Origin of the sequence: Nocardia arthritidis, from assembly GCF_011801145.1 — a bacterium.
GTDB lineage: Bacteria > Actinomycetota > Actinomycetes > Mycobacteriales > Mycobacteriaceae > Nocardia > Nocardia arthritidis_A.
In genome coordinates, this window is sequence record NZ_CP046172.1 from 3193614 (window position 1) to 3213806 (window position 20193).

Below are 20193 nucleotides of genomic sequence, written 5' to 3' on the forward strand. Positions count from 1 at the left end.
TATTGATCACCGGGCGGAGTTTGCCCAGGGAAGTGGTCGAAAACCGGCGGTGATCGAGTAGGCATTCGTCGAGCGATCCCCACTGATCCCCACTGCCGCATGCTATGGACTCGATCGCGGCGGATGGTCACCCTGTTATTGCTGCGGCATATAACCAGATCGTGTGTCCGGCAGCCTAATCCGATTCCGGCGCGCGTCGTCCGATTGCGCGCGTTCTCGGCTGCTTCAATCAGAGGTGTTGTGTTCCATGAGAATTCAGCTATTCAACGAACTCCATAGTCAGTTCCCCGACCGGCTCCCGCGCGAGTCGGCGCGGTAGCCGGTTCGAGCGCAGGAGAGACCCATGCGTACGGCAAGGATTACCGGGCTCGCCGCGGCGGTCGCGAGTCTGGCGCTCGGCGCGGCGATGGCGCTGGCGGCGCCCGGCACCGCACCGCAACAGGCCGCGGCGGCGTCGCCGACATCGGGCGGTATCAAGGTCGCCTACTACGACCAGTGGTCGGTGTACGAAAACGCCTTCTATCTCAAGAGTCTCGATACCGAAGGTATCGCGGGCAAACTCGATTACCTGATCTACGATTTCGAGAACATCGACCCGACGAATCTGACCTGTTTCGAGGCGAACAAGGCGGCCAGCCAGGACGAGAACAATCCGAATGCCGGTGACGGCGCGGGCGATTCGTTCGCCGACTACGGAAAGACGTTCGACGGCTCGATCAGCGTCGACGGCACCTCGGACGCCTGGAACGATCCGATCGTCGGAAACTTCAAGCAGCTCAAGGAATTGAGGGCGAAGTACCCCAATCTGAAGGTGCTGCTCTCGATCGGCGGTTGGACGTATTCGAAGTACTTCTCCGATGTTTCGGCCAGTGACGGCGCACGCAAGAAGTTCGTCTCCTCGTGTGTCGACATGTTCATGAAGGGAAATCTGCCCTCGCAGAACGGCTATGGCGGGCCGGGCACCGGCAAGGGGATCTTCGACGGCTTCGATCTCGACTGGGAGTACCCGGGCGGCGGCGGCCACCTGGGCAACCACGCGTCGAGCGCCGACAAGGCGAACTTCACCGCGCTGGCCGCCGAATTCCGCACCGAATTGGACGCGCAGGGCACCGCGGACAACAAGCATTACGCGCTGACCGCCGCCGTCTCGGCCGGGCAGGACAAGATCCGCAACTACGAGACCGAAAACCTCGGCAAATACCTGGATTTCGCCGATGTCATGACCTATGACATGCACGGCGGCTGGGAGGCGACCGGGCCCACCAACTTCCAGGATCCGATCTACAGCCGCCCGGACGACCCGATGAACCCGGTCCCGCCGGGCACCGCCAAGTACAACATCGACGAGGCGATCACCGCGTGGACGACCGGTGACAGCTCGTACGGGATAGCGGGCGGTTTCCCCGCGAATAAGCTGACCCTCGGCTTCCCGACCTACTACCGCGGCTGGACGGGTGTCGCCGACGCCGGAAAGCACGGGGTGTTCCAGCCCGCGTCCGGTCCGGCGGCGGGCGCACCGCTGTCCGGGAATGTGCCGGGCATACGGATGTACAAGGAGCTGTCGGGCGTGGTCGACAATCCGGCCGACACCTTCTACGACGCCACCGCGCAGGCCGCCTACTTCTACGACGGCACGAACTGGTGGGGTGGTGACTCCATTCAGTCCATCCAGGCCAAGGTGGACTATCTGCACTGCCACGGCCTCGCCGGGGCGATGACGTATTCGCTGGAGGATTTGGACCCGGGCACAACGCTTTTCAACAAGCTCGTCGACGCCGTGAACGGTTCGGCGGGTGGCTGCGTGCCGCCCACGAGCACGACGACGCCGCCGACCACCACCACGACAACGACGACAACAACGCCGCCGACCTCGACCACCACTACGACGACGACAACCACCACTACGACGACAACAACGCCCGGTGGCACCGGAATCGCCAACGGTGACTTCGAAACCGGCGCGTTGACCCCGTGGACCTGCACGGGCAACCTCGGCTCGGTCGTCGCCACCCCGGTGCACGGTGGCAAACACGCGCTCTCGGGTGCGCCGAGCGCGACCGATACAGCCGAGTGTTCGCAAACCATAACGGTCGCACCGAAACACACCTACACCCTGACGGGCTGGGTGAACGGCAACTACGTCTATCTGGGCGTCACCGGTACGGGAGCCACCGACACGTCCACCTGGACTCCGGGCACCGGCGGTGCGTACCAACAGCTTTCGACCCAGTTCAGCACCGGCGCCGGCACCACGAGCGTCACGGTCTGGGTGCACGGCTGGTACGCGCAGGGCCAGTACTACGTGGATGACCTCACGCTGAGTTAGCGTCTCCGAATGCGGATGTGGGCCCTACCCTGCGGGGGCCCACATTCGCGCGTCCGGATGCATTGGGGCACTTCAGGATTCGTGACCATCGACGGGAATGCCGAGATCGGTCAGGAAGGCCGTCGCCGCGGGCGTGCGGCCGGAGTTGTTCCAGACGGCGTATTCGACGCGCGCGAATTCGTCGTTCACCTCGATGGCGACGACGCCGGTCAGCTGCGGCACATACGCGGCGGGCAGCATGGCGACACCGAGGTTCTGCCGGACGAGCCGGACGATGTAGTCCCCGGTGCTCACCTCGAAGGTGACGTCGCGCTCCAGACCCGCGGCCGCGAACATCTGGTCGGATTCGGCGCGCCCGGCGGTCCCGGCAGGCAGGTCGACGAAGGGTTCGGCGGCGAGCCTGCGCAGATCCACCGCCGGTTCGGCGGCGAGCGGATGGTCCGGCGCGACCACCGCGACGAGCCGGTCGCAGGCGAGTTTGTGCGCCGCGACGCCCTCGGGCCGCGCCGTGATCGGCAGCCCGACGAAGGCCACGTCGATCGTGCCCTGCCTGACCTGTTCGAGCAGGTCCTCGCTCGGGCGCACCCGCAGGCCGATGCGCACCTGCGGATACCGCCGGCGGAACTCACGCAGCGCATTCGGGATATCGACGGCCGCGGCGGTGGAGATGACGCCGACCGCGAGCCGCCCGCGCACCTCGCCGACGGCCGCGGCCACCTCGGCGCTCGCCCGCTCGGCGGCGTCGAGGCATTGCCGGGCGGCGGGCAGGAAGGCCGCACCGGCCGGTGTCAGGCGCACCCGGCGGCTGGTGCGCTCGAACAGTTTCGCGCCGAGTTCCCTTTCCAGCCGTGCGATTTGGTGACTGAGCGCGGACTGCACGACCAGGCACCGCTCGGCCGCCCTGGTGAAGCTGTTCGTCTCGGCGACGGCCAGGACATAGCGCAACTGGTGAAGCTCCATCGGCCAATCTTGTATGGAGATCGATGAGCTGGCAAACATGTGTCGAGCTCATCAATCTCGACCGATCTGTCAGCTATCGAGTCAGCTCGGCGCACCCGTTGTCGAACTGGGCACCGTCGAAGCGCGCCTGCAGGAAGGCCATCGCGGCGGGGACGAACATGACACCTGCCGCCAAATGGTTCGCGCCGGAATATTCCGTGTAGCGAACCGCGACACCTCGGCGGCAGTAATCGGCGGCCAGTGCGCGCTCGTCACCCGCGACCATGACGCCATCGCCGATGCCGTCGACATTGCCGCCACCGAGGTACAGCGGCGTCTTCGGCGTGCCGGACCTGCCCATCCTGGTCTGTTCGATCATCGGCGCGAGCGCTGGAATGGTGCGGTAGTCCGGATATTCCGGCCGCAGCAGCTGCTGCATTCGCAGGCCGGGGAATGCGGGGCCGGTGGGTGGTACGCACTCATCGGCGACCTGTGCGAACAGCTGCTTGCCGTAATCCGACAGATACGGCGTCACATCGATGCCGAATCCACGCGCCGCACCCTGAAATACGTAGGGCAGCAGCGACGCCCACTCCTGGGTGCCGTCCACGTAGCTGACCACGTTGGTGAGATCGACCGGATAGCCGCCGAGCGCGGCGCCGACGATATTCAATTCGGGCGAATAGGCGGGCGCCAACTCCGCGGCGAATTCGGTCGCGATCGAACCGCCGGAGAAGCCGGACATGCCGACCGGAGTCGAGGATGGCGCACCGAGGGCGGTCAGCGCCGCGCGGATACCGTCCAGCGTGGCGTAACCCGACTTGTGCCCGGCCCCGTACGCGAGGTCGAGACCCTCGTAATCGGTTGAGACAACGGTGAATCCAGCCGCCAGATACGCGGCGTAGATCGGCGCGTCCATCAGCGTGCTCGTGCCGCCACCGCCGCGCAGCGTGTAGGACGGATCGCACTTGGCGCCGAGCGCGTCATATGCGGACTGGTACGACATGATCCGCAGCGGTCCCGAATTCGACGGTGGCCGAATGATTGTCGTCACGGTCGCAGTGGGTTCGCCGCGCTCACCGGTGGTTCGGTAGAGCACCTGCGTCGCTTCCATCGGCAGCCGCGCGCCGACCATCCCGATCGCGGTGGTCCTGGTGCGCAGCACGGTGCCCGGGGCGGCGTCGGCCAGCCGGTCGGGGGCGCGGTAGAAGGGGTCGTCCGTCGGCAGGGTCAATCCGGTCTCGGCGCGCGCGGTGGGTCCGTCTACGGTCGAAAACATCGGTAGCACAAGGAATGCCGCCAACATCGCCGCGGCCCGCAACCACGGCGAGCGCCGTGCGGTACCGCGTTCTGCATCACTCACTGCTGAGTATCCTCGTTCTGTTGTCCGGCAGGAGGTCCAAATCGATTGCCAGGCTAACGAATATTCGAAAATTTGCATGACCATATTTTCGCGGGCCTGTCCAAGTTGAACGGTCTTCCCTGATCCGTTGTGCGCGTGGAGCATTGGCGACATCGCGCAGGAATCCCCGGCCCGGTTCGATCGGTTGCCCACCGTGGCCGGTATCAATCGACAGGGGTAAGAGCTATGCGTCGTGTCACCGCAGTGGCATTCATCATGGGTTGCGCACTCGCCTCGGCAGGGGTTGCCTCGGCGAATCCGCCCGGAACCGGCCCCGCCGGTTCGGCAGGCGCGCCGCCGGCATCGTATTCGTTGCGGGACTACGCATTACCCGCCGGTAATCAGGGTGCGGTCGGTTGCGTCTCCGGTTGGGCCACCGGCTACACCGGATACGGGGTGCTGATGAACGAGCAGAACATTTCCGGCGGGCCGATGGCGCCGATGTACGTCTGCTCGCAGCTCCCGGACAGTCCCTGGCTGAGCGACGTACTGACCCTCGAACAGCAGCAGGGTATCGATACCGCGGAGGACTACGGGAATAGCGACAAGCCCACCGACGAGCAGCGGGCGAATGCCGCGCACTACAAGCTTTCCGGCTTCCGGGATTTGTCCAGCGGTGACCGGGCGGCCCAGGTGAAGGACGCGATCGCGGGCGGTCTGCCGGTCGTCATCGGATTCGAGGTCAGGGAAAGCTTCGAGAACCTGACCAAGGACAATTCCCGCTACGACCCGAAGCCCAGCGAACGGATCCTCGGCGGCCACGCCGTGACGATCGTCGCATACGACGAAAACTCCGTCACCATCGAGAACACCTGGGGGACCGGTTGGGGTGACAGCGGATTCTTCACCGCGCCTTGGACTTTCATCACCGGTGACGATGTCGACTCGCTTTACTCGATGGGCCCGATAGCCTACCCGTGATCCGGGCGTTCAACCGGAGATCCGCCCAGTCGAACATCCGCACCACAGCTTTTGGGGCGTTTGCCCGGTTCGCCGACCCTGTAGCGTCGCTACGGTTGGGTTGGACGAGAGAGTGTGTGATGGTGCGGGTGAGCGGTCGGCTGCGGCTGACGGTGGGTGTGTTACTGGCCGTTGTGGCCGCGCTGCTGGTGATGTCGGCGTGTTCGTCGAAGGAATCCAATTCGGGTGCGTCGGCGACGAGTTCGGCGAGTAAGACCTCGGTGACGGCGAGTCCTACCGTGCCGCAGGGGAATCCGAGCGGATCGCCGGACTCGGATAAACCGCGGTCCGGCAACGGTTCCGGTGCGGATGGCTGCGGTAACAGTTGCGGTACGGACAGCAATCGAACCGACGCGCCGCCGACGACCGTTTTGGATCACTGCGGTATCGAATACTGCGGCGCGCCCGGTGGGGATCCGAACCAGACCGCCGCACCCACCACGACCGTCATGGACCACTGCGGAGAGCAGTTCTGCGGCGAGCCCGGCGGTGACAAGTACGTGAAGTGCACGGACAAGATCAACTACGCGGGCGACCCGCGGTCGAATGCCGAGATCAACATTATCGGCGAACGAGATGGCAAGTGCCCGGAGCCGATTCGGATCACGACCGCCCCGGCGCGGCCGTCCGCGACGACATCCGCCGCGCCCAAGCCGACGTCCGTGGTCACGACGACGACGAAGTAGCTCGGGCCGGGAGCGGTCCTACTTGCGCCAGAAGAAGTGGTGCACCACCCCGCTCGGGCTGGGGATCTGCTCCAGGTGGAAGCGGTCGGTGAGCTCGTCGGGGCTCGTCCACAGCCTTTCGCCGCGGCCGAGCTCGATCTTCGATACCGCGACGTGCATGGTGTCGATCAGATCGGCGGCGAGGAATTCCCGGACCGTCGCGACCCCGCCGCCGATGCGCACATCCTTGCCGTCGGCGGCCTCGAAGGCCCGCGCCAGCGCGTCCTTCGCGGACATGTCGATGAAGTGGAATGTGGTCTGGCCCAGCGTGAACGAGGGCCGCACATGGTGGGTGAGGACGAAAACCGGTGTGCGGAACGGCGGTTCGTCGCCCCACCAGCCCTGCCAGTCGTAGTTCTCCCACGGCCCGCGCTGCGGGCCGAACTTGTTGCGCCCCATGATCTCCGCGCCGATGTTGTTGGCGAAGTCGCGGGTGCAGTAGTCGTCGAGGCCGTAGGTGCCGCCCGGATCTGTCCGGTTGACCCAGTGCGCGGTGGCGCCCGCCCAGGCGAACAGCGCACCCGGATCGGCGTGGCCGAACGGGCGGTCCAGGCTCTGCCCCTCGCCGGATCCGTATCCGTCGGCGGACACCATGAAGTTCTGTACGCGGACCAACTGTTTCATCGAAATCCCTTCTGATTGCAACTTGCAACCGGTTTCGAATATACCTAGACTGATCTCATGGCGCAACCAGTTGTTTACGACAAGTTGCCGGTGCCGCGTGGCAAGTCGGGCTGTCCGATCAATATGACGGTCGAACTGCTCGGGGACCGGTGGAGTCTGATCGTCTTGCGCGACATCATGTTCAGCGGCAACACCCATTTCCGGGAGCTGCTGGCCGGATCCATGGAGGGCATCGCGTCGAATATCCTGGCGGCCCGCCTCGCCAAGCTCGTCGCCGCGGGCCTGCTCACCCGCCGCGACGATCCGAGCCATCGGCAGAAGGTCGAATACCGCCTCACCGAGGCGGCGATCCAGCTTGTCCCGGTGCTGGCCCAGTTGGGCGCGTGGGGTGCGCGCTGGTTGGATACGACGCCGGAGCTGACGGTGCGGGCCGAACTGCTCGCGGCGGGCGGGCCGCCGCTCTGGGACCGATTCATGGACGAGCTCCGCGCCACCCACCTCGCGGGTGCGCCGTCGCCCACCGATGGTGTGCTCGCCGAGTTGACCGCCGCCTATCTCGCGGCCGTCGGCGGCGAAAAATAGGCGCTCGCAGCATATTTCGGTGTCACGATGTCTCTGGTTGTCGGCTCCCCACTGCTCCAACTGGGGTTTCATCACGGCGACGGCTCGGTTTACCTTCCGATCAGCGGGATTTTTCCGTCCCTTTGGAGGAGCCGATATGCCCCGTATTCTCAGCCGCGCCAGGGTGTTACCCGCCGTAGCCGCGGCAGTTGTTGCGCCCGTTGTCATTTCACTCGCATGCACGGGTTCGGTACTCGCCGACCCGGCCATAGCGCCCGAGCGGCAGCAGCTGGCCGACTCGATCCACGCGCCGAATATCAAGCGCCACTTGGAACAATTGCAGACCATCGCCGACGCCAACGGCGGCATCCGCGCGGCGGGCACCCCCGGTCAGGATGCCTCGCGCGACTATGTGGCCGAAAAACTGCGTGACGCGGGCTATTCGGTGACCGTGCAGGAGTTCGACTTCCCGTTCTTCCGGGAGCGGTCGACCGCGGCCATGGAACAGATCACACCCGACCCCAAGACCTATCGGCCGACCCCGCCGAACAGCAGTGAACCCGGAGATTTTGCCACGCTTACCTATTCGGGCTCCGGCGAGACTAAGGCGACCGTGCAGGCCGTCAACCTCACCCTGCCGCCCGGCTCGCAGCCGAACAGCTCGGTCTCCGGCTGCGCGGCCGCGGATTTCGCCGGATTCGGCAAGGGCAATATCGCCCTGGTTCAGCGCGGTACCTGCCCCTTCGGCGACAAGGCGCGAAATGCCCAGGCGGCGGGCGCATCCGGCGTGATCGTATTCAATGAGGGCCAGCCCGGCCGCACCGACGCGTTCACCGGAACCCTCGGCGGTCCCGGCATCACCATCCCGGTGGTCGGCGCGAGTTTCGCCGTCGGTCAGGAACTCGCCGCCGCGAAGGCGGTCATCCGGCTGAAGACCGATACCGAGAGCACCACCCGCAAGACGTCCAACGTGGTGGCCGAGACCGGACAGGGCGATGCCGACAAGGTCGTAATGGCCGGAGCCCACCTGGATTCCGTGCTCGCGGGTCCCGGCATCGACGACAACGGTTCGGGCAGTGCGGGTCTGCTCGAGGTCGCGCTGCGGCTGGCCGGGGTACCGACACCGAACAAGGTCCGGTTCGCTTGGTGGAGCGCCGAGGAACTCGGACTGCTCGGCTCCGATCACTACGTGAAGAGCCTGTCCGACGCTGATCGTAAGAAGATCGGGCTCTACCTCAATTTCGATATGATCGCGTCACCGAACTTCGCATACAAGATCCACGACGGCGCTGCGGGACCCGCCGGGTCCACCGAGATCGAGAAGACCTTCGCCGACTACTTCGATTTCCTCGGCCTGCCGCACGTCCCGGCGGCGCTCGACGGCCGCTCGGACTACGGGCCGTTCATGACGGCGGGAATTCCGGTCGGCGGGCTGTTCACCGGCGCCGAGGGCATCAAGACGCCCGAGGAGCAGCAGATGTTCGGCGGCGAGGCGGGCAAGCCGTACGACCCCTGCTACCACAGCGCTTGCGATACGGTCGCCAATATCGACGACACGGCGTTGACCGTGAATACCGCCGCCATCGCCTACTCGATCGCGACCTTCGCGTTCAGTGAGAACCTGCCCGGCGCCGGGGCCGCGCCGGAGGCCGCGTCACAGCGGCAGGAGACGGCCGCCGTCGAACCCGCCAACTGACGCGACCCATCGCCCCTCGTAACTCGCTGCCGCACAGCGAGTTACGAGGGGCATTGCCGTCGCCGATTCGCCCGGTCTCAGGCCGTTCATCGTCGGCGGTGGCGAAAGTGGTTGGGCCGTAGCTCGTTTGGTAGTGGATGGCCGATCCGGCAATGCTTGCCAGCCGTGGGGATGGCGGTGATCACATTTTCGCCAAATGCAAGAAGTTAGCCGGGCTGCTTACGCATGCCATGGCTGGCAACCTCCGATTGTGAACATCGCATCAAGGTGTGGGTGTTGTCCTTGTGATCCTCGGCGAAATGTGTGCGTGTGCCTCGGGATTGAATAAATACCAACGAGTTGGTTTTTGAAAAATTGCATATAGCCCGTGAATTCGGCATGAACTGCGGATTCTCGGCGAGGCGGCTGCGCCTGTGGAGATTGTTGATGTATCAGTAATTCGGAGATGATCGTCGCGTGTCGGCGGCAACTACGTGTTACGTTGTGTAACAAGGTGTTTCGTGGGTAGTTCGGACTTGGAATAGCCATCGGTTCGCCCTGGAACCGACCGGTCTTGCCCGGCGGGTCGGCGGATTGCGTTGCCTCCGAAGCAGGAGTACTGATGGCGTGGAGCCAAGCGGATCCGGTCGACGCTTGTGCGGCTGCACAAATCGAGAGACGCGACGGTCTCGATAGCTAGATTCTGGAGGACATGTGACCGCAGCTTTTGTCGTGGGGGAACGAGTAAGCGAAATGTTCCGGCGCGGGCTGCACGTCACCGAGATAGACGTCGATATCCCGTTGCTGGACTATGGACTGGACTCGGTGCGTTCGGCCGAACTGGTGATCGAGTTGGAGCGTGCGTTCGGCGTCGAGATCACCGATGCGGAGGCGGCGGAACTGTACACCGCGCGTGACGTAATCGACTGTGTGACAACGAAAATGGGACACACAGGGGTCGGTGCCTGAGCCGTGTTGCCATTGAATCCCGACTCGGGCGAGCCCTCGCCCGAGTCGATGGAACGCGAGCTGTTCGACGATTTCGCCCGGCACAACCGGCCGGGGCTGGCCCGGCTGCTGCGGGCCTGCCGCCTCGACGTGGTGTACACCGGCGCGGCGGGCGACCATCTGATCCGTGCCGACGGCACCCAGGTGCTCGACCTGGTCGGCGGATTCGGCGCCGCGCTGTTCGGGCACAACCACCCCGCGCTGGTGCGTACCGCGACCGCTCAACTGAATCGCTTGGCCCCCTTCGTATCCCAGGGCAGCGTGCGCCCCGGCGCGGCCCGGTTGGCGCGCCGGTTGTCGGAGCTGGTCGGCGCGAGCACCGGGCGCGAGTACACGGTGACCTTCGGCTGCACCGGCGCGGATGCGGTGGAGGCCGCCATTCGACACGCGGCGGTCGCGCACGCCCGCGCGCTGACCGAACTGGAGAACGAGCTGCGCCGTACCCTGCGGCGGGCCCGCCGCGACGAGTCACACGACATCCGGCCCGCGGGCGATTCGCGCACGGTGGCGGGCATACTCGCCGAATCGCTGCGGACGATCGATGAAATACGCGGCCGCGGACCGGTTTTCGTTTCGCTGTCCGGTGCGTTCCATGGGAAGACCACGGGCGCCTTCGCGCTCACCGAACAGGCCGACACACCGGCCGATCTGGTGGTCCCCGGACCCGAGCGGCGACGGCTCGAGACCTGGGATCCGGACCGGGTCGTCGCCGCGTTCGACGCCGAAGCGGCTGTGGTGGAACGCATTCTGTTCGACGGTGCGGGCAGGCCGACCTGTGCCCGGATCCAGATATCGCCGATCGCGGCGATATTCGCCGAACCGATCCAGGGCGAGGGCGGCGTGCACGAGGTGCCCGCCGAAACCCTGGTGGCCCTGCGTGAATTGGCCGATCGGCGCGGCGCGGCGCTGGTGTTCGACGAGATCCAGTCCGGAATGGGCCGCACCGGAACATTTCTGGCGTCCACGCCGTCGGGGGTGCGCGCCGATTATTACCTGCTGTCGAAATCGCTCGGCGGCGGGCTGGTGAAGATCTCGGCGCTGCTGGTCGAATCCGGGCGCTCGGTGGCCGATTTCGGGCGTTACCACACCTCGACCTTCGCCGACGACGAACTGTCCAGTACGGTGGCCGATGCTGCTCTGGATATGTTGCAGGCCAACAGCATTCGCGTAACCGATGCGGGTGCGCGGCTGCGCGGCCGACTCGACGCGGTGGCGCGGCGGTGGCCGGGGGCCATCGCCGCCGTGCGCGGACGGGGGTTGCTGCAGGGCATCGAACTGCGGGAGGTGCGGCCGGATTCGGCGCTGCTGCGCGAAATCCTCGACCCGGAGATGCTCGGCTATGTGGTGGCCGGATATCTGTTGCACACCCATCGGATCCGGATGCTGCCGACCTTGTCGGCGCCGACCACACTGCGGCTGCAACCATCGGCCTTCATCGCCGACACCGATCTGGACCGGGTCGAAGCCGCCCTCGACGACCTCGGGGCATTGCTCGACCGCGGAGACTACGCGCGGCTGCTGGCCCACGTCGCCGGCTATCCGTCCACGAATCCCACCGCACCGCAATGGAAACCGAAGGTCCGGCAGATGCGTGAGCCCGCGCGGGACCCGAATGCGCCCACCCGTGTCGCGTTTCTGGCCAATTTGCCCGAGGCGGCGGATCTGCGCCGCATCGCCCCGGAACTGGCCGCCTGGTCCGACGGCGAGTTCGCGGCGCTGCTCGAGCGCCTGCGCGGTGTCGCCGAACCGTTCGAATTATCAAGGCGGACAGTGACATCCCCGACCGGAGCCGAGGTCGAGATCTGCTTGATCGCCGTACCGGTCACCGCCGAGCAGATCATCGAAATCCAGCGCGGCGGGCACGGCGCCTGGCTGCGCGAGCTGGTGCTCGACGCGGTGGATCAGGCGATCGCGGCGGGCGCGACGGTGATCGGGCTCGGCGGTTACACCTCGATCGTCACCAACGCCGCCCGCGACGTTGTCGCCGACACCGTCAAGGTGACCTCCGGCAATTCGCTCACGGCCGCCTGCGCGTATGAGGTGGTGCGCGACGAACTCGCCCGGCTGGCCCCGGGACAGCGCCGCGTCGGCATACTCGGCGCGATCGGGAATATCGGCGCGGCGATGGCCGAACTCGTTGCCCCGCTTGCCGATTCGGTGACGTTGATCGGTCGTCCCGGCTCGGCGTCGCGGTTGCGGCGGGTCGCGGCGGCACTGCCGGGGACCATCGAGATCAGCGAGGATATCGCCGCGCTGCGTGACTGCCGCGTCGTGGTGACCGCGACCAATTCCCCGGCGCCGCTGATCACCGCCGATCGGCTCGCCGCCGACCATTCGGTGCTGATCTGCGATCTCGCCGTCCCAGGTGATGTGGACCCGGCGGTGGCCGAGCGCGACAACGTCACCCTGGTTTCCGGCGGCCGGATGGCGCTGCCGCTGGGCCAGACACCTTCGTTCCCCGAGACCGGGCTGCCCGCCGGGGTGGTCTACGCGTGTATGGCCGAGACCATTCTGCTCGGCTTCGAACCGCAGACGGCCAGCCCCTCCTACGGCGGTCTTTCGGTGTCCGGCGTGCTCGCCGCGCGCGAGCTGGCAGACCGGCACGAGCTGCGCCCGGTCCGTCTCCCGAAAGGAGAACCCACCATGTCTTACGTCCCGATGTTCTTGGGAGCGGCCGATTTCGACGACAATCGCGCCGGTGGCAAAGCGGCCGCCCTGCATGCGCTGTGCGCGGCCGGATTCGACGTGCCGCCCGGCTTCGTGCTCACCGCCGAGGTCGATCCGGCGGATATCACCGACGAGCAACTCGAACGCTGGGTGCGCGATATCGGCGGCTTCCCCGTCGCGGCCAGGTCCAGCGGTGTGCTGGAGGATCTCGACGACGCCAGCTTCGCGGGCCAGTACGAGTCGTATCTGAACATCCCCGACATCGCCACCCTGCGGACCCGGATCGAACAGTGCAGAGGGTCCGCGCGCAACGATCGCGTACGCGCCTACCTGTCCCGTGGCGGCTTCGCGGAAGCGAAAGCCGTTGTGGCGGTGTTGATCCAGCGCATGGTCGCGGCCGAGTACGCCGGTGTCGGATTCAGTATCGATCCGCTGACCGGTATCGAGGAGCACGCGGTGGTCGAATGCTGCCGCGGGCTCGGCGAACGACTCGTCTCCGGGCATGTCGCGCCGACCCGCTACACGCTGCGGCTGCGCGACGGCGGCGTGGTGGAGCGCGAATCCGGCGGCGAGGACGTCGAACTCGACGCCTCGGCACGCGCCGGGCTGGCGGCGCTCATGCTGGCGGTCCAGGCGCACCGGCACCGGCCACAGGACATCGAATGGGCCGTCGACGACACCGGCAAACTGTGGCTGCTGCAAGCCCGCGCGATCACCGCCATCGGCTGGCGCACCGATATCGACCAATTCTCCGACGCCGACCTGCGCGACGGCGGAATCTCCGCGCGAGTGTGCACGCCGATGATGTTCTCGTTGTACGACAACGCATTCCAGCACTCGATGCAGCGATTCTTCGAACGATTGCAGCTGATCGACTCCGGGGACGAACCGGATTGGCTCGCCATGTATTACGGGCGCGCCTACTGGAATGTGAGCGCGGTGAAGAACTGCTTTCGCCGCATTCCCGGATACGACGAACGGCATTTCGACGACGACCTCGGCGTGCTCAACGAGTACGGCCCCGCCGGGCCCGAACGCACACCGAACTCGCCGAGGACGATCGCCCGCGCGCTGCCGGTGGCACTCGCGGTGCAGCGCAGCTACCGCGACCAGCTCACCGAGGTGGACGCCTTCGCCGCGGCGTGGCCCGCGAAACACCTGGCCTGGCGCGAGCGGGTGCGCGAGCTGTCCCGCACCGACGAGGCAAGTTTCGTCGCCGATCTGGCCGATTGCCTGCTGACCTTTCACGCGGGCACCGAACGCGCCTACTTCACCACGATCTACCACAACTCCAGCGTGCAAAGCGATTTCAAGCAGCTGCTCGACAAGATCGACGCCGCCACCGGCGGGGAAACCTCGGCCGTCACGCTGATGGGAGGTCTGGCCGAGATCAGCCATATGAATCTGCAGCGCGGAATCGTCGAGCTCTACCGGGTGGCCGGGGAATTCGGTTTCGACGGTCGCGAATGGGATCGGGCGCTGACGGATTTCCTTGCCGCACAGGGCTTTCACGCCGACGCCGAACTCGATCTCACCTGCCCGCGCTGGTCCGAGGCGCCCGAGCGGGTGCGCTCGATGATCGCGGCGATGCTCGAACACGGCGCGGGCCCGGCCGATCCCGATGCGACGCTGATCGATCAGCGCAAGCGTTACGAGGACGAGCTGGCGGCGGTGCGCGCCAGGGTGCGGGCCAAACCGATGACGCGGCTGAAGTTCGCGAACGCGCTCGATCGGCAGGTGGACCGGATGCGCCGCTATCTCATCGCGCGCGAACGGATGCGGGAGTTCTCGCAGCAGTGCTACGCCATCGTGCGCGCGTATGTCGTCGAGGCCGGGATCCGGCTGGCCGCCGCGAAAGCGATCGCCAACGCCGATGACGTCTTCATGCTGTCGATACACGAACTGACCGACCTGGCGGCCGGGCGGGTCGACGCCGCCGCGCTGACACCCGAAATCAATTATCGCCGTGCGCTTTACGCCGGATACCGGGATCTCACGCCGCCACATGAACTCGGTCGCGGCGTCACCGTCGACGCGCCGCGCACCGCCGGAGCGGGTGAGCTCACCGGGCTCGGCTGTAGTCCCGGCATCGCCGAGGGCACCGCCAGGGTGATCACCGCACTCGCCGATATCGATCAGCTGCGCACCGGCGATATCCTCGTCACCCGGTTCACCGATCCGGGCTGGACGCCGGCGCTCGGACTGGTCGATGCCGTGGTCACCGAGGTCGGCGGCATGCTGTCGCACGCCGCGGTCATCGGGCGGGAGTACGGCATCCCCGCCGTACTCAATGTCGCGGGGGCCACGGCCGCGGTGCGCTCCGGGCAGCGGATCCGGGTGGACGGCGGCACTGGGGTGGTGACCATCCTCGATACCGCCGACGGGAGCGGGCTCTTCCGGCCGGTGCCGGATCGTGTGCCCGCCGAAAGCGTCACTGCCGCAACGGATTCACCGAAACAGAAAGCGAGCAACACCGTATCCCCATCGTTGCGCCGCTCGATGGAATCGACGCGCAAGCGCCTGATCTGCATCGCGGGCGGTGACGGCTCGGGTAAGACGACCCAGGTGGCCCGGATTGCCGCCGAATTCGAGGCGCAGGGTAAAACCGTTGCGGCGGTGACTATTTGGGATGCCTTCCTGGATCCGGCGATCTCCGCCGGATTGCCGTGGCGGAATCCGGACGAGGTATACGACTATCTGAAACTGCTCACCCCGCTGAGCCGCGCGCACTTCCTGTTCCACGCCATGCAACTGTCGTTCGATCTGGCCGCGGCCCGCGACGCGGACATCCTGCTGGCGAATGCCTACTGGTACAAGTACTTCGCGACCGAGGTCGCGCACGGCGGCGACCCGGCCGTGCTGCGCAGGCTCGCGGCGGGCTTCCCGGAGCCCGACCGCACCTTCTATCTCACGGTGAGTCCGCAGGATGCGCTGGGTCGCAAGCAGTTACGCAGCGACTACGAGAGCGGATACGGCGACGAGGCCGCCTTCCTGGAATTCCAGCGGCGCAGCCATCATGCGCTGGAGGAACTGGCCGATGAACTGGGCTGGGTGCGGCTGGACGGCACATCGACCCCGGCCGAACTCACCGAATCCATTGTGGGACAACTGGAGGCGGACCGGTGACCCGGCGCATCGCCATCGTCGGTATCGACGGCTCGGGTAAATCCTCGGTGCTGGCCCGGCTGCGTGCGCTCGCGCCCGGCGCGGCGGCGCCGACCGTCTTCGCGTCGATGACGTGTCCGGACTTCCACAACACCCGCGATGTCCCGCTCGCGGAGCTGTCCCGGCAGTTGAAGGCGTTCAGCGTCGGCTGCGACGAGGTCGGCAGCGTCGAGCTGAAGGCCATCGCGATGTATCTGCAGATGACGCTGTTCGGCCCGGTGGAACGCCACTTCGTCACCACCTTCGAACCGGATGTGCTTGTGTTCGAACGTCATCCGTTGATCGAGCTGCTGGTGTACGGCCCGCTCTACACCGCGCTCGCCCGCCCCGGCTGGCAGGAGCGGACCCGGCTCGACGAGATCGCCGAGGTGCTCGAGCGATACGCCCCGGGCACCTTCGACGACATTCTGGCCTGGCATCGGGCCGAGGCCGTTCGGCTCGGCGCGGCCCCGGATATCCGGTCGGTGCTCGGTGAGATCGCCGATCTGGTCGATCGCCCCGTGCCCGAGAGCATCGCGGGTTTCGCCGATCGGTTCCGCACCACGCTGCCGGACGCGGTGTTGTGGCTGGACACCCCGCCGGAGCAGGCGGCGGCGCGCTGTGCCGCACGGTCGGCCGACGGGCCGGTGGAGGCGCACGAGACGGCGGAACGGCTCGGCGCGTTGCGCGAAGGCTATGTGCGCGTGCGGCATACGCTCGCCCGCGCCTTTCCCGAGGTCGGTTTCCACCGCATCGACACCGGCGACGGCGTCGAGCTGGCGGAATCGGTGCTCGCCTGTGTTACGGAAGGAAAGTTGTTGTGACGGAAATCGAGCGCCGGGTGCGCTCCGTCGTCGCCGACGTGTTGTGGGTGGCGGCAGGGGATTTCGATCCGGACGGATCGCTCACCGATTACGGCCTTGATTCGCCCACCTCGATCGAGCTGACGATTCAGCTGGAACGGACCTTCGGCATCAGCATCCCCGAGGATGTCGCGGCCCGGCTGACCACCGTCGGCGCGATCGTGCGGTACGTGGAGGCGGCGGCATGACCCTGCTCCCGCGCCATCCGAGTATCGTGCACGCGCTGCTGGCGAACGCCACGCGCGGTGCGGACGCGCCGCGAACCGTCTTCGTTCCGGAACGGTCCGAGGCCGCGCTCGGCGAGGCGACCGAACTGCGGCACGACACGGTAGCCGTTGCCGCGTGCCGCGCCGCTCACGCCCTGTCCGAGGCAGGCGTCGCGGCGGGGGACCGGGTGCTGCTATGTCTGCCCACCGCACCGGAATTCGTGACGGCCTTTTTCGGTTCGCTGCTGCTCGGCGCGATTCCGACCGCCGTCGCCACCCCGGGCGGCTTCGGCTCGATGGAGCTGTTCCGTGACAAATTCGACCGTCTCACAAGGTATTTGGAGCCCACAGCGATCGTGGCGAGCTCGCTGGTATCGGCGGCGGTGCGACCAGGAACGACGATGATCGACGGCGCACACCTGCACGACCTCGTCACCACCCCGACGGGACCGATGCTCGAGCCGCGCCTGCCCGCGGGCGACGACGTGGCGTTCATCCAGGCGACCTCCGGATCGACCGGAACGCCGAAGGGCGTGCGGATCACCCATTCGGCATTGGCCGCCAACTGCGAGCAGATAAGCCGTGCCGCCGCACTGGAACTCGACGACACCTGGGTCGGCTGGCTGCCCCTGCACCACGATATGGGCCTGATCGGCGGATTCCTCACCCCGCTGTTCCGCGGCGGCGACGCGGTGGTGATGCCGCCGAGCCGGTTCCTGCGCAACCCGGCCGAGTGGCTGCGGGCGGTCACCCGCTACCGCGGATCCGTCACCGCCGCACCGAATTTCGCGTACGGATATGCGGCGGCGCGTATTTCGGACGCGGAGCTGGCCGGTGTCGATCTGTCGAGCTGGCGGTTCCTGTTCTGCGGCGCCGAGCCGATACATCCACCCACCGTCCAGGCCTTCGTCGATCGATTCGCGGCGTGGGGGTTGCCGCGCGACGCGGTCGTGCCCTGCTACGGCATGGCCGAGGCGGCCCTGGCCGTGACGGTGTCGTGGCCGCGCGCACCGATCGACTTCGATACGGTCTCGCGCCGCACGCTCGCCGAAAGCGGTGTGGCCGTAGACGTTTCGGCCGACGATCCGGATGCCACGCAGATCGTCGACTGTGGTGCGCCGGTGGAGGGCACCGAGGTACGCATCGTCGACGAGACCGGCGCCGTGCGGGAGGAGAGCATGGTGGGCCGGGTGCAGTTCCGCGGACCGTCCACCACCATCGGCTATTTCGGCATGCCCGAGGCCACCGCCGCGGCGCGGCACGAGGGCTGGTGGGATACCGGGGATCTCGGCTACCTGCGCGACGGATGTCTGCGCGTCACCGGTCGGCACAAGGATCTGATCATCATCCGCGGCGCGAATTATGCCCCGACCGATTTCGAGGTCGCGGCCCAGAGCGTCGATGGCGTGCGTCCCGGCGGTGTCGCGGCGGTGGGCCGCATCGGTGCCGACGGGTTGTCCGAGGAACTGCATCTGATTGTCGAATCCGCGGTTCCCGCAACAGAACACGATGCCCTGCGGCGCGCCGTGCGGGTCGCGGTGAGTAAACGCACCGGTATTCTGCCCGCGGGTATTCACCTCGTCGCGCCGCGCGCCATCCCGAAAACCACCAGCGGCAAGATCCAGCGTTCGGAGGCGGGCAGGCTCCTGCTGCCCGAGGATTCCCGCGCGGACCGTAATCCGGGGCAGGGCGATCTGGTCGGCACCGGGGGCGCCGCGTTATGAGCGTATCCGCGCGCCCGCTGGCCGGTCCGGTGAGCCGGAATCCGCTCGGCGCGTACCGCGATTACCGCGCCGACCCGCTCACCCTGTTCTACGAGCAGGCGGTGGCGCACGGCGGCAGCGTGCGGCTGCGGCTGGCGCATCAGCGGGTGCACCTGCTCGTCGAACCCGACCACATCAACCAGGTGCTGGTCACCAACGCGCACAAGTACGAAAAGGGCGTCAGCTACCGCAGTCTCAACCATCTGCTCGGCCCCGGTCTGCTCACCAGCGGCGGCGAACTCTGGAAACGCCAGCGCGCCTTGATCAAACCGGTGTTCGCGCGCCGCGTCGTCGACAACGAGATACCGCTGATGGTGCGGTGCGCGCGGCGCATGCTCGACCGGCTCGACGCGCGCGCCGACCGCGCCGAATCCTTCGACCTGGTGCCGGAACTGATGGGTTTCGCCGCCGACGTCGTATGCCGCGCGGTGCTCGGCACGGATATCGACGGTGTGCTGCCGCAGATCGAGGACGATGTGCGGCAGGGCACGTCATGGGTGATGCGGCATATGGCGGCGCCGCTCTCGCCGCGCATCCCGACACCGGCGAATCTGCGTTTCCGGCAGGTGGTTTCGCGTCTGCACCGGGTGGTGGACGAGATCATCGCGGGGCGGCGCGACGACGCGGACGCGGCGGCCCGTTCACTGCTCGACCGGTTGTCCGCAGCGCGCGACGACGCCGGGCACGCCATGGACGACGCGCAGCTGCGCCACGAGGTGCTGACCTTCCTGTTGGCGGGGCACGAAACAACCGGCGGCGCACTGGCCTGGACCATATACGAGCTGGGCCGCAATCCGGCGATTCTGGACCGGGTACGGGACGAGATCGACGCCATACCGGGTACTTCCACCGATATCGAACCGGCGCTGCCCGCGCTGGAACGGACCGGCCGCGCCATCGACGAGGCCATGCGCCTGCACCCGCCCGCCTGGGCGTTCAGCCGCACCGCACTGGTGCCCGACCGCTTCGACCGCTTCGATCTCGAACCGGGCGCCATCGTGGTGATCAGCCCGTTCGTGAACCATCGCTGGCCCGAATTCTGGGATTCGCCACTGACATTCGATCCGGAGCGGTTCACGAGGGATCGGGTGAAGGCCCGTCCGCCGTTCCGCTATTTCCCGTTCGGCTGGGGCGCGCACCTGTGCGTCGGTCAACACATGGCGCTGACCGAGATACGCATCGGCATCGCAATGCTGTTGGCGCGCTATGACATCGAACTCGTCAACGGGCTGCGGGTGCGTGCGAACCCGCAGATCTCCAACTTCCCCGATCCCGTGCTGGTCCGGCTGACCCGGCGTGATCGGCCCGATTCGAGCCCGAGGTGAATGTG

At 66.8% G+C, this 20193-nt stretch carries 14 protein-coding genes; 11 read left to right on the forward strand and 3 right to left on the reverse strand.

Features of this window, described 5'->3' with window-relative positions; all coding sequences use genetic code 11:
• The first annotated feature begins 343 nt into the window (after nucleotides 1-343).
• Complete coding sequence (locus F5544_RS14185) at nucleotides 344-2326, forward strand: glycosyl hydrolase family 18 protein (protein ID WP_167473631.1); 1983 nt, start codon at nucleotides 344-346, stop codon at nucleotides 2324-2326.
• A gap of 72 nt (nucleotides 2327-2398) precedes the next feature.
• Here the strand turns inward: F5544_RS14185 and F5544_RS14190 are convergent, their stop codons facing one another.
• Together F5544_RS14190 and F5544_RS14195 are read right to left on the reverse strand one after the other, a co-directional pair.
• Complete coding sequence (locus F5544_RS14190) at nucleotides 2399-3286, reverse strand: LysR family transcriptional regulator (RefSeq protein WP_167473632.1); 888 nt, start codon at nucleotides 3284-3286, stop codon at nucleotides 2399-2401.
• A gap of 73 nt (nucleotides 3287-3359) precedes the next feature.
• A complete protein-coding gene (locus F5544_RS14195; protein ID WP_167473633.1) occupies nucleotides 3360-4628 on the reverse strand; it encodes a lipase family protein in 1269 nt (422 codons plus the stop codon).
• Nucleotides 4629-4853: 225 nt separating this feature from the next.
• Between F5544_RS14195 and F5544_RS14200 the strand changes: the two genes are divergently transcribed.
• Together F5544_RS14200 and F5544_RS14205 are read left to right on the forward strand one after the other, a co-directional pair.
• Entirely contained in the window at nucleotides 4854-5588 is a 735-nt protein-coding gene (locus tag F5544_RS14200; RefSeq protein ID WP_167473634.1) for a C1 family peptidase, read from the forward strand.
• A gap of 119 nt (nucleotides 5589-5707) precedes the next feature.
• Nucleotides 5708-6313 (forward strand): hypothetical protein, encoded by a 606-nt coding sequence (locus F5544_RS14205; protein WP_167471229.1) that lies wholly within the window; start codon nucleotides 5708-5710, stop codon nucleotides 6311-6313.
• Nucleotides 6314-6331: 18 nt separating this feature from the next.
• Here the strand turns inward: F5544_RS14205 and F5544_RS14210 are convergent, their stop codons facing one another.
• Nucleotides 6332-6976 carry a dihydrofolate reductase family protein gene (locus F5544_RS14210; protein WP_167473635.1) on the reverse strand — a complete coding sequence of 215 codons (645 nt, stop codon included), beginning with the start codon at nucleotides 6974-6976 and terminating at the stop codon, nucleotides 6332-6334.
• 57 nt (nucleotides 6977-7033) lie between these two features.
• Here F5544_RS14210 and F5544_RS14215 point away from each other — a divergent pair, with 57 nt between their 5' ends.
• The 8 genes from F5544_RS14215 (at nucleotide 7034) to F5544_RS14250 (ending at nucleotide 20188) form a co-directional block, all read left to right on the forward strand.
• Nucleotides 7034-7558, forward strand: a complete 525-nt coding sequence (locus F5544_RS14215; protein WP_174867338.1) for a winged helix-turn-helix transcriptional regulator — start codon at nucleotides 7034-7036, stop codon at nucleotides 7556-7558.
• Between the two features lie 136 nt (nucleotides 7559-7694).
• A complete protein-coding gene (locus tag F5544_RS14220; protein ID WP_167473636.1) occupies nucleotides 7695-9233 on the forward strand; it encodes a M28 family metallopeptidase in 1539 nt (512 codons plus the stop codon).
• 693 nt (nucleotides 9234-9926) lie between these two features.
• Nucleotides 9927-10181, forward strand: coding sequence for an acyl carrier protein (locus F5544_RS14225; protein ID WP_167473637.1), 255 nt, complete (start codon nucleotides 9927-9929; stop codon nucleotides 10179-10181).
• A 3-nt stretch (nucleotides 10182-10184) separates the two neighbouring features.
• Complete coding sequence (locus F5544_RS14230; protein ID WP_167473638.1) at nucleotides 10185-16013, forward strand: aminotransferase class III-fold pyridoxal phosphate-dependent enzyme; 5829 nt, start codon at nucleotides 10185-10187, stop codon at nucleotides 16011-16013.
• The gene (locus F5544_RS14235) at nucleotides 16010-16855 is read left to right on the forward strand and encodes a hypothetical protein (protein WP_167473639.1); all 846 of its coding nucleotides are present in this window, start codon (nucleotides 16010-16012) and stop codon (nucleotides 16853-16855) included. Before F5544_RS14230 ends, F5544_RS14235 begins: the two co-directional genes overlap by 4 nt.
• Entirely contained in the window at nucleotides 16852-17082 is a 231-nt protein-coding gene (locus F5544_RS14240; RefSeq protein ID WP_167473640.1) for an acyl carrier protein, read from the forward strand. Before F5544_RS14235 ends, F5544_RS14240 begins: the two co-directional genes overlap by 4 nt.
• Complete coding sequence (locus F5544_RS14245) at nucleotides 17079-18824, forward strand: fatty acyl-AMP ligase (protein WP_167473641.1); 1746 nt, start codon at nucleotides 17079-17081, stop codon at nucleotides 18822-18824. Before F5544_RS14240 ends, F5544_RS14245 begins: the two co-directional genes overlap by 4 nt.
• On the forward strand, nucleotides 18821-20188 hold the full coding sequence (locus F5544_RS14250) for a cytochrome P450 (protein WP_167473642.1): 1368 nt from the start codon (nucleotides 18821-18823) through the stop codon (nucleotides 20186-20188). The genes F5544_RS14245 and F5544_RS14250 overlap by 4 nt, the downstream gene beginning before the upstream one ends.
• The last annotated feature ends 5 nt before the right edge of the window (nucleotides 20189-20193 follow it).

Excerpts from the sequence above, each read along its gene's own strand:
- F5544_RS14185 (WP_167473631.1), top strand. The coding sequence starts at position 344 with ATGCGTACGGCAAGGATTACCGGGCTCGCCGCGGCGGTCGCGAGTCTG.
- F5544_RS14190 (WP_167473632.1), bottom strand. The coding sequence starts at position 3,286 with ATGGAGCTTCACCAGTTGCGCTATGTCCTGGCCGTCGCCGAGACGAAC.
- F5544_RS14200 (WP_167473634.1), top strand. The coding sequence starts at position 4,854 with ATGCGTCGTGTCACCGCAGTGGCATTCATCATGGGTTGCGCACTCGCC.
- F5544_RS14205 (WP_167471229.1), top strand. The coding sequence starts at position 5,708 with ATGGTGCGGGTGAGCGGTCGGCTGCGGCTGACGGTGGGTGTGTTACTG.
- F5544_RS14210 (WP_167473635.1), bottom strand. The coding sequence starts at position 6,976 with ATGAAACAGTTGGTCCGCGTACAGAACTTCATGGTGTCCGCCGACGGA.
- F5544_RS14215 (WP_174867338.1), top strand. The coding sequence starts at position 7,034 with ATGGCGCAACCAGTTGTTTACGACAAGTTGCCGGTGCCGCGTGGCAAG.
- F5544_RS14220 (WP_167473636.1), top strand. The coding sequence starts at position 7,695 with ATGCCCCGTATTCTCAGCCGCGCCAGGGTGTTACCCGCCGTAGCCGCG.
- F5544_RS14245 (WP_167473641.1), top strand. The coding sequence starts at position 17,079 with ATGACCCTGCTCCCGCGCCATCCGAGTATCGTGCACGCGCTGCTGGCG.
- F5544_RS14250 (WP_167473642.1), top strand. The coding sequence starts at position 18,821 with ATGAGCGTATCCGCGCGCCCGCTGGCCGGTCCGGTGAGCCGGAATCCG.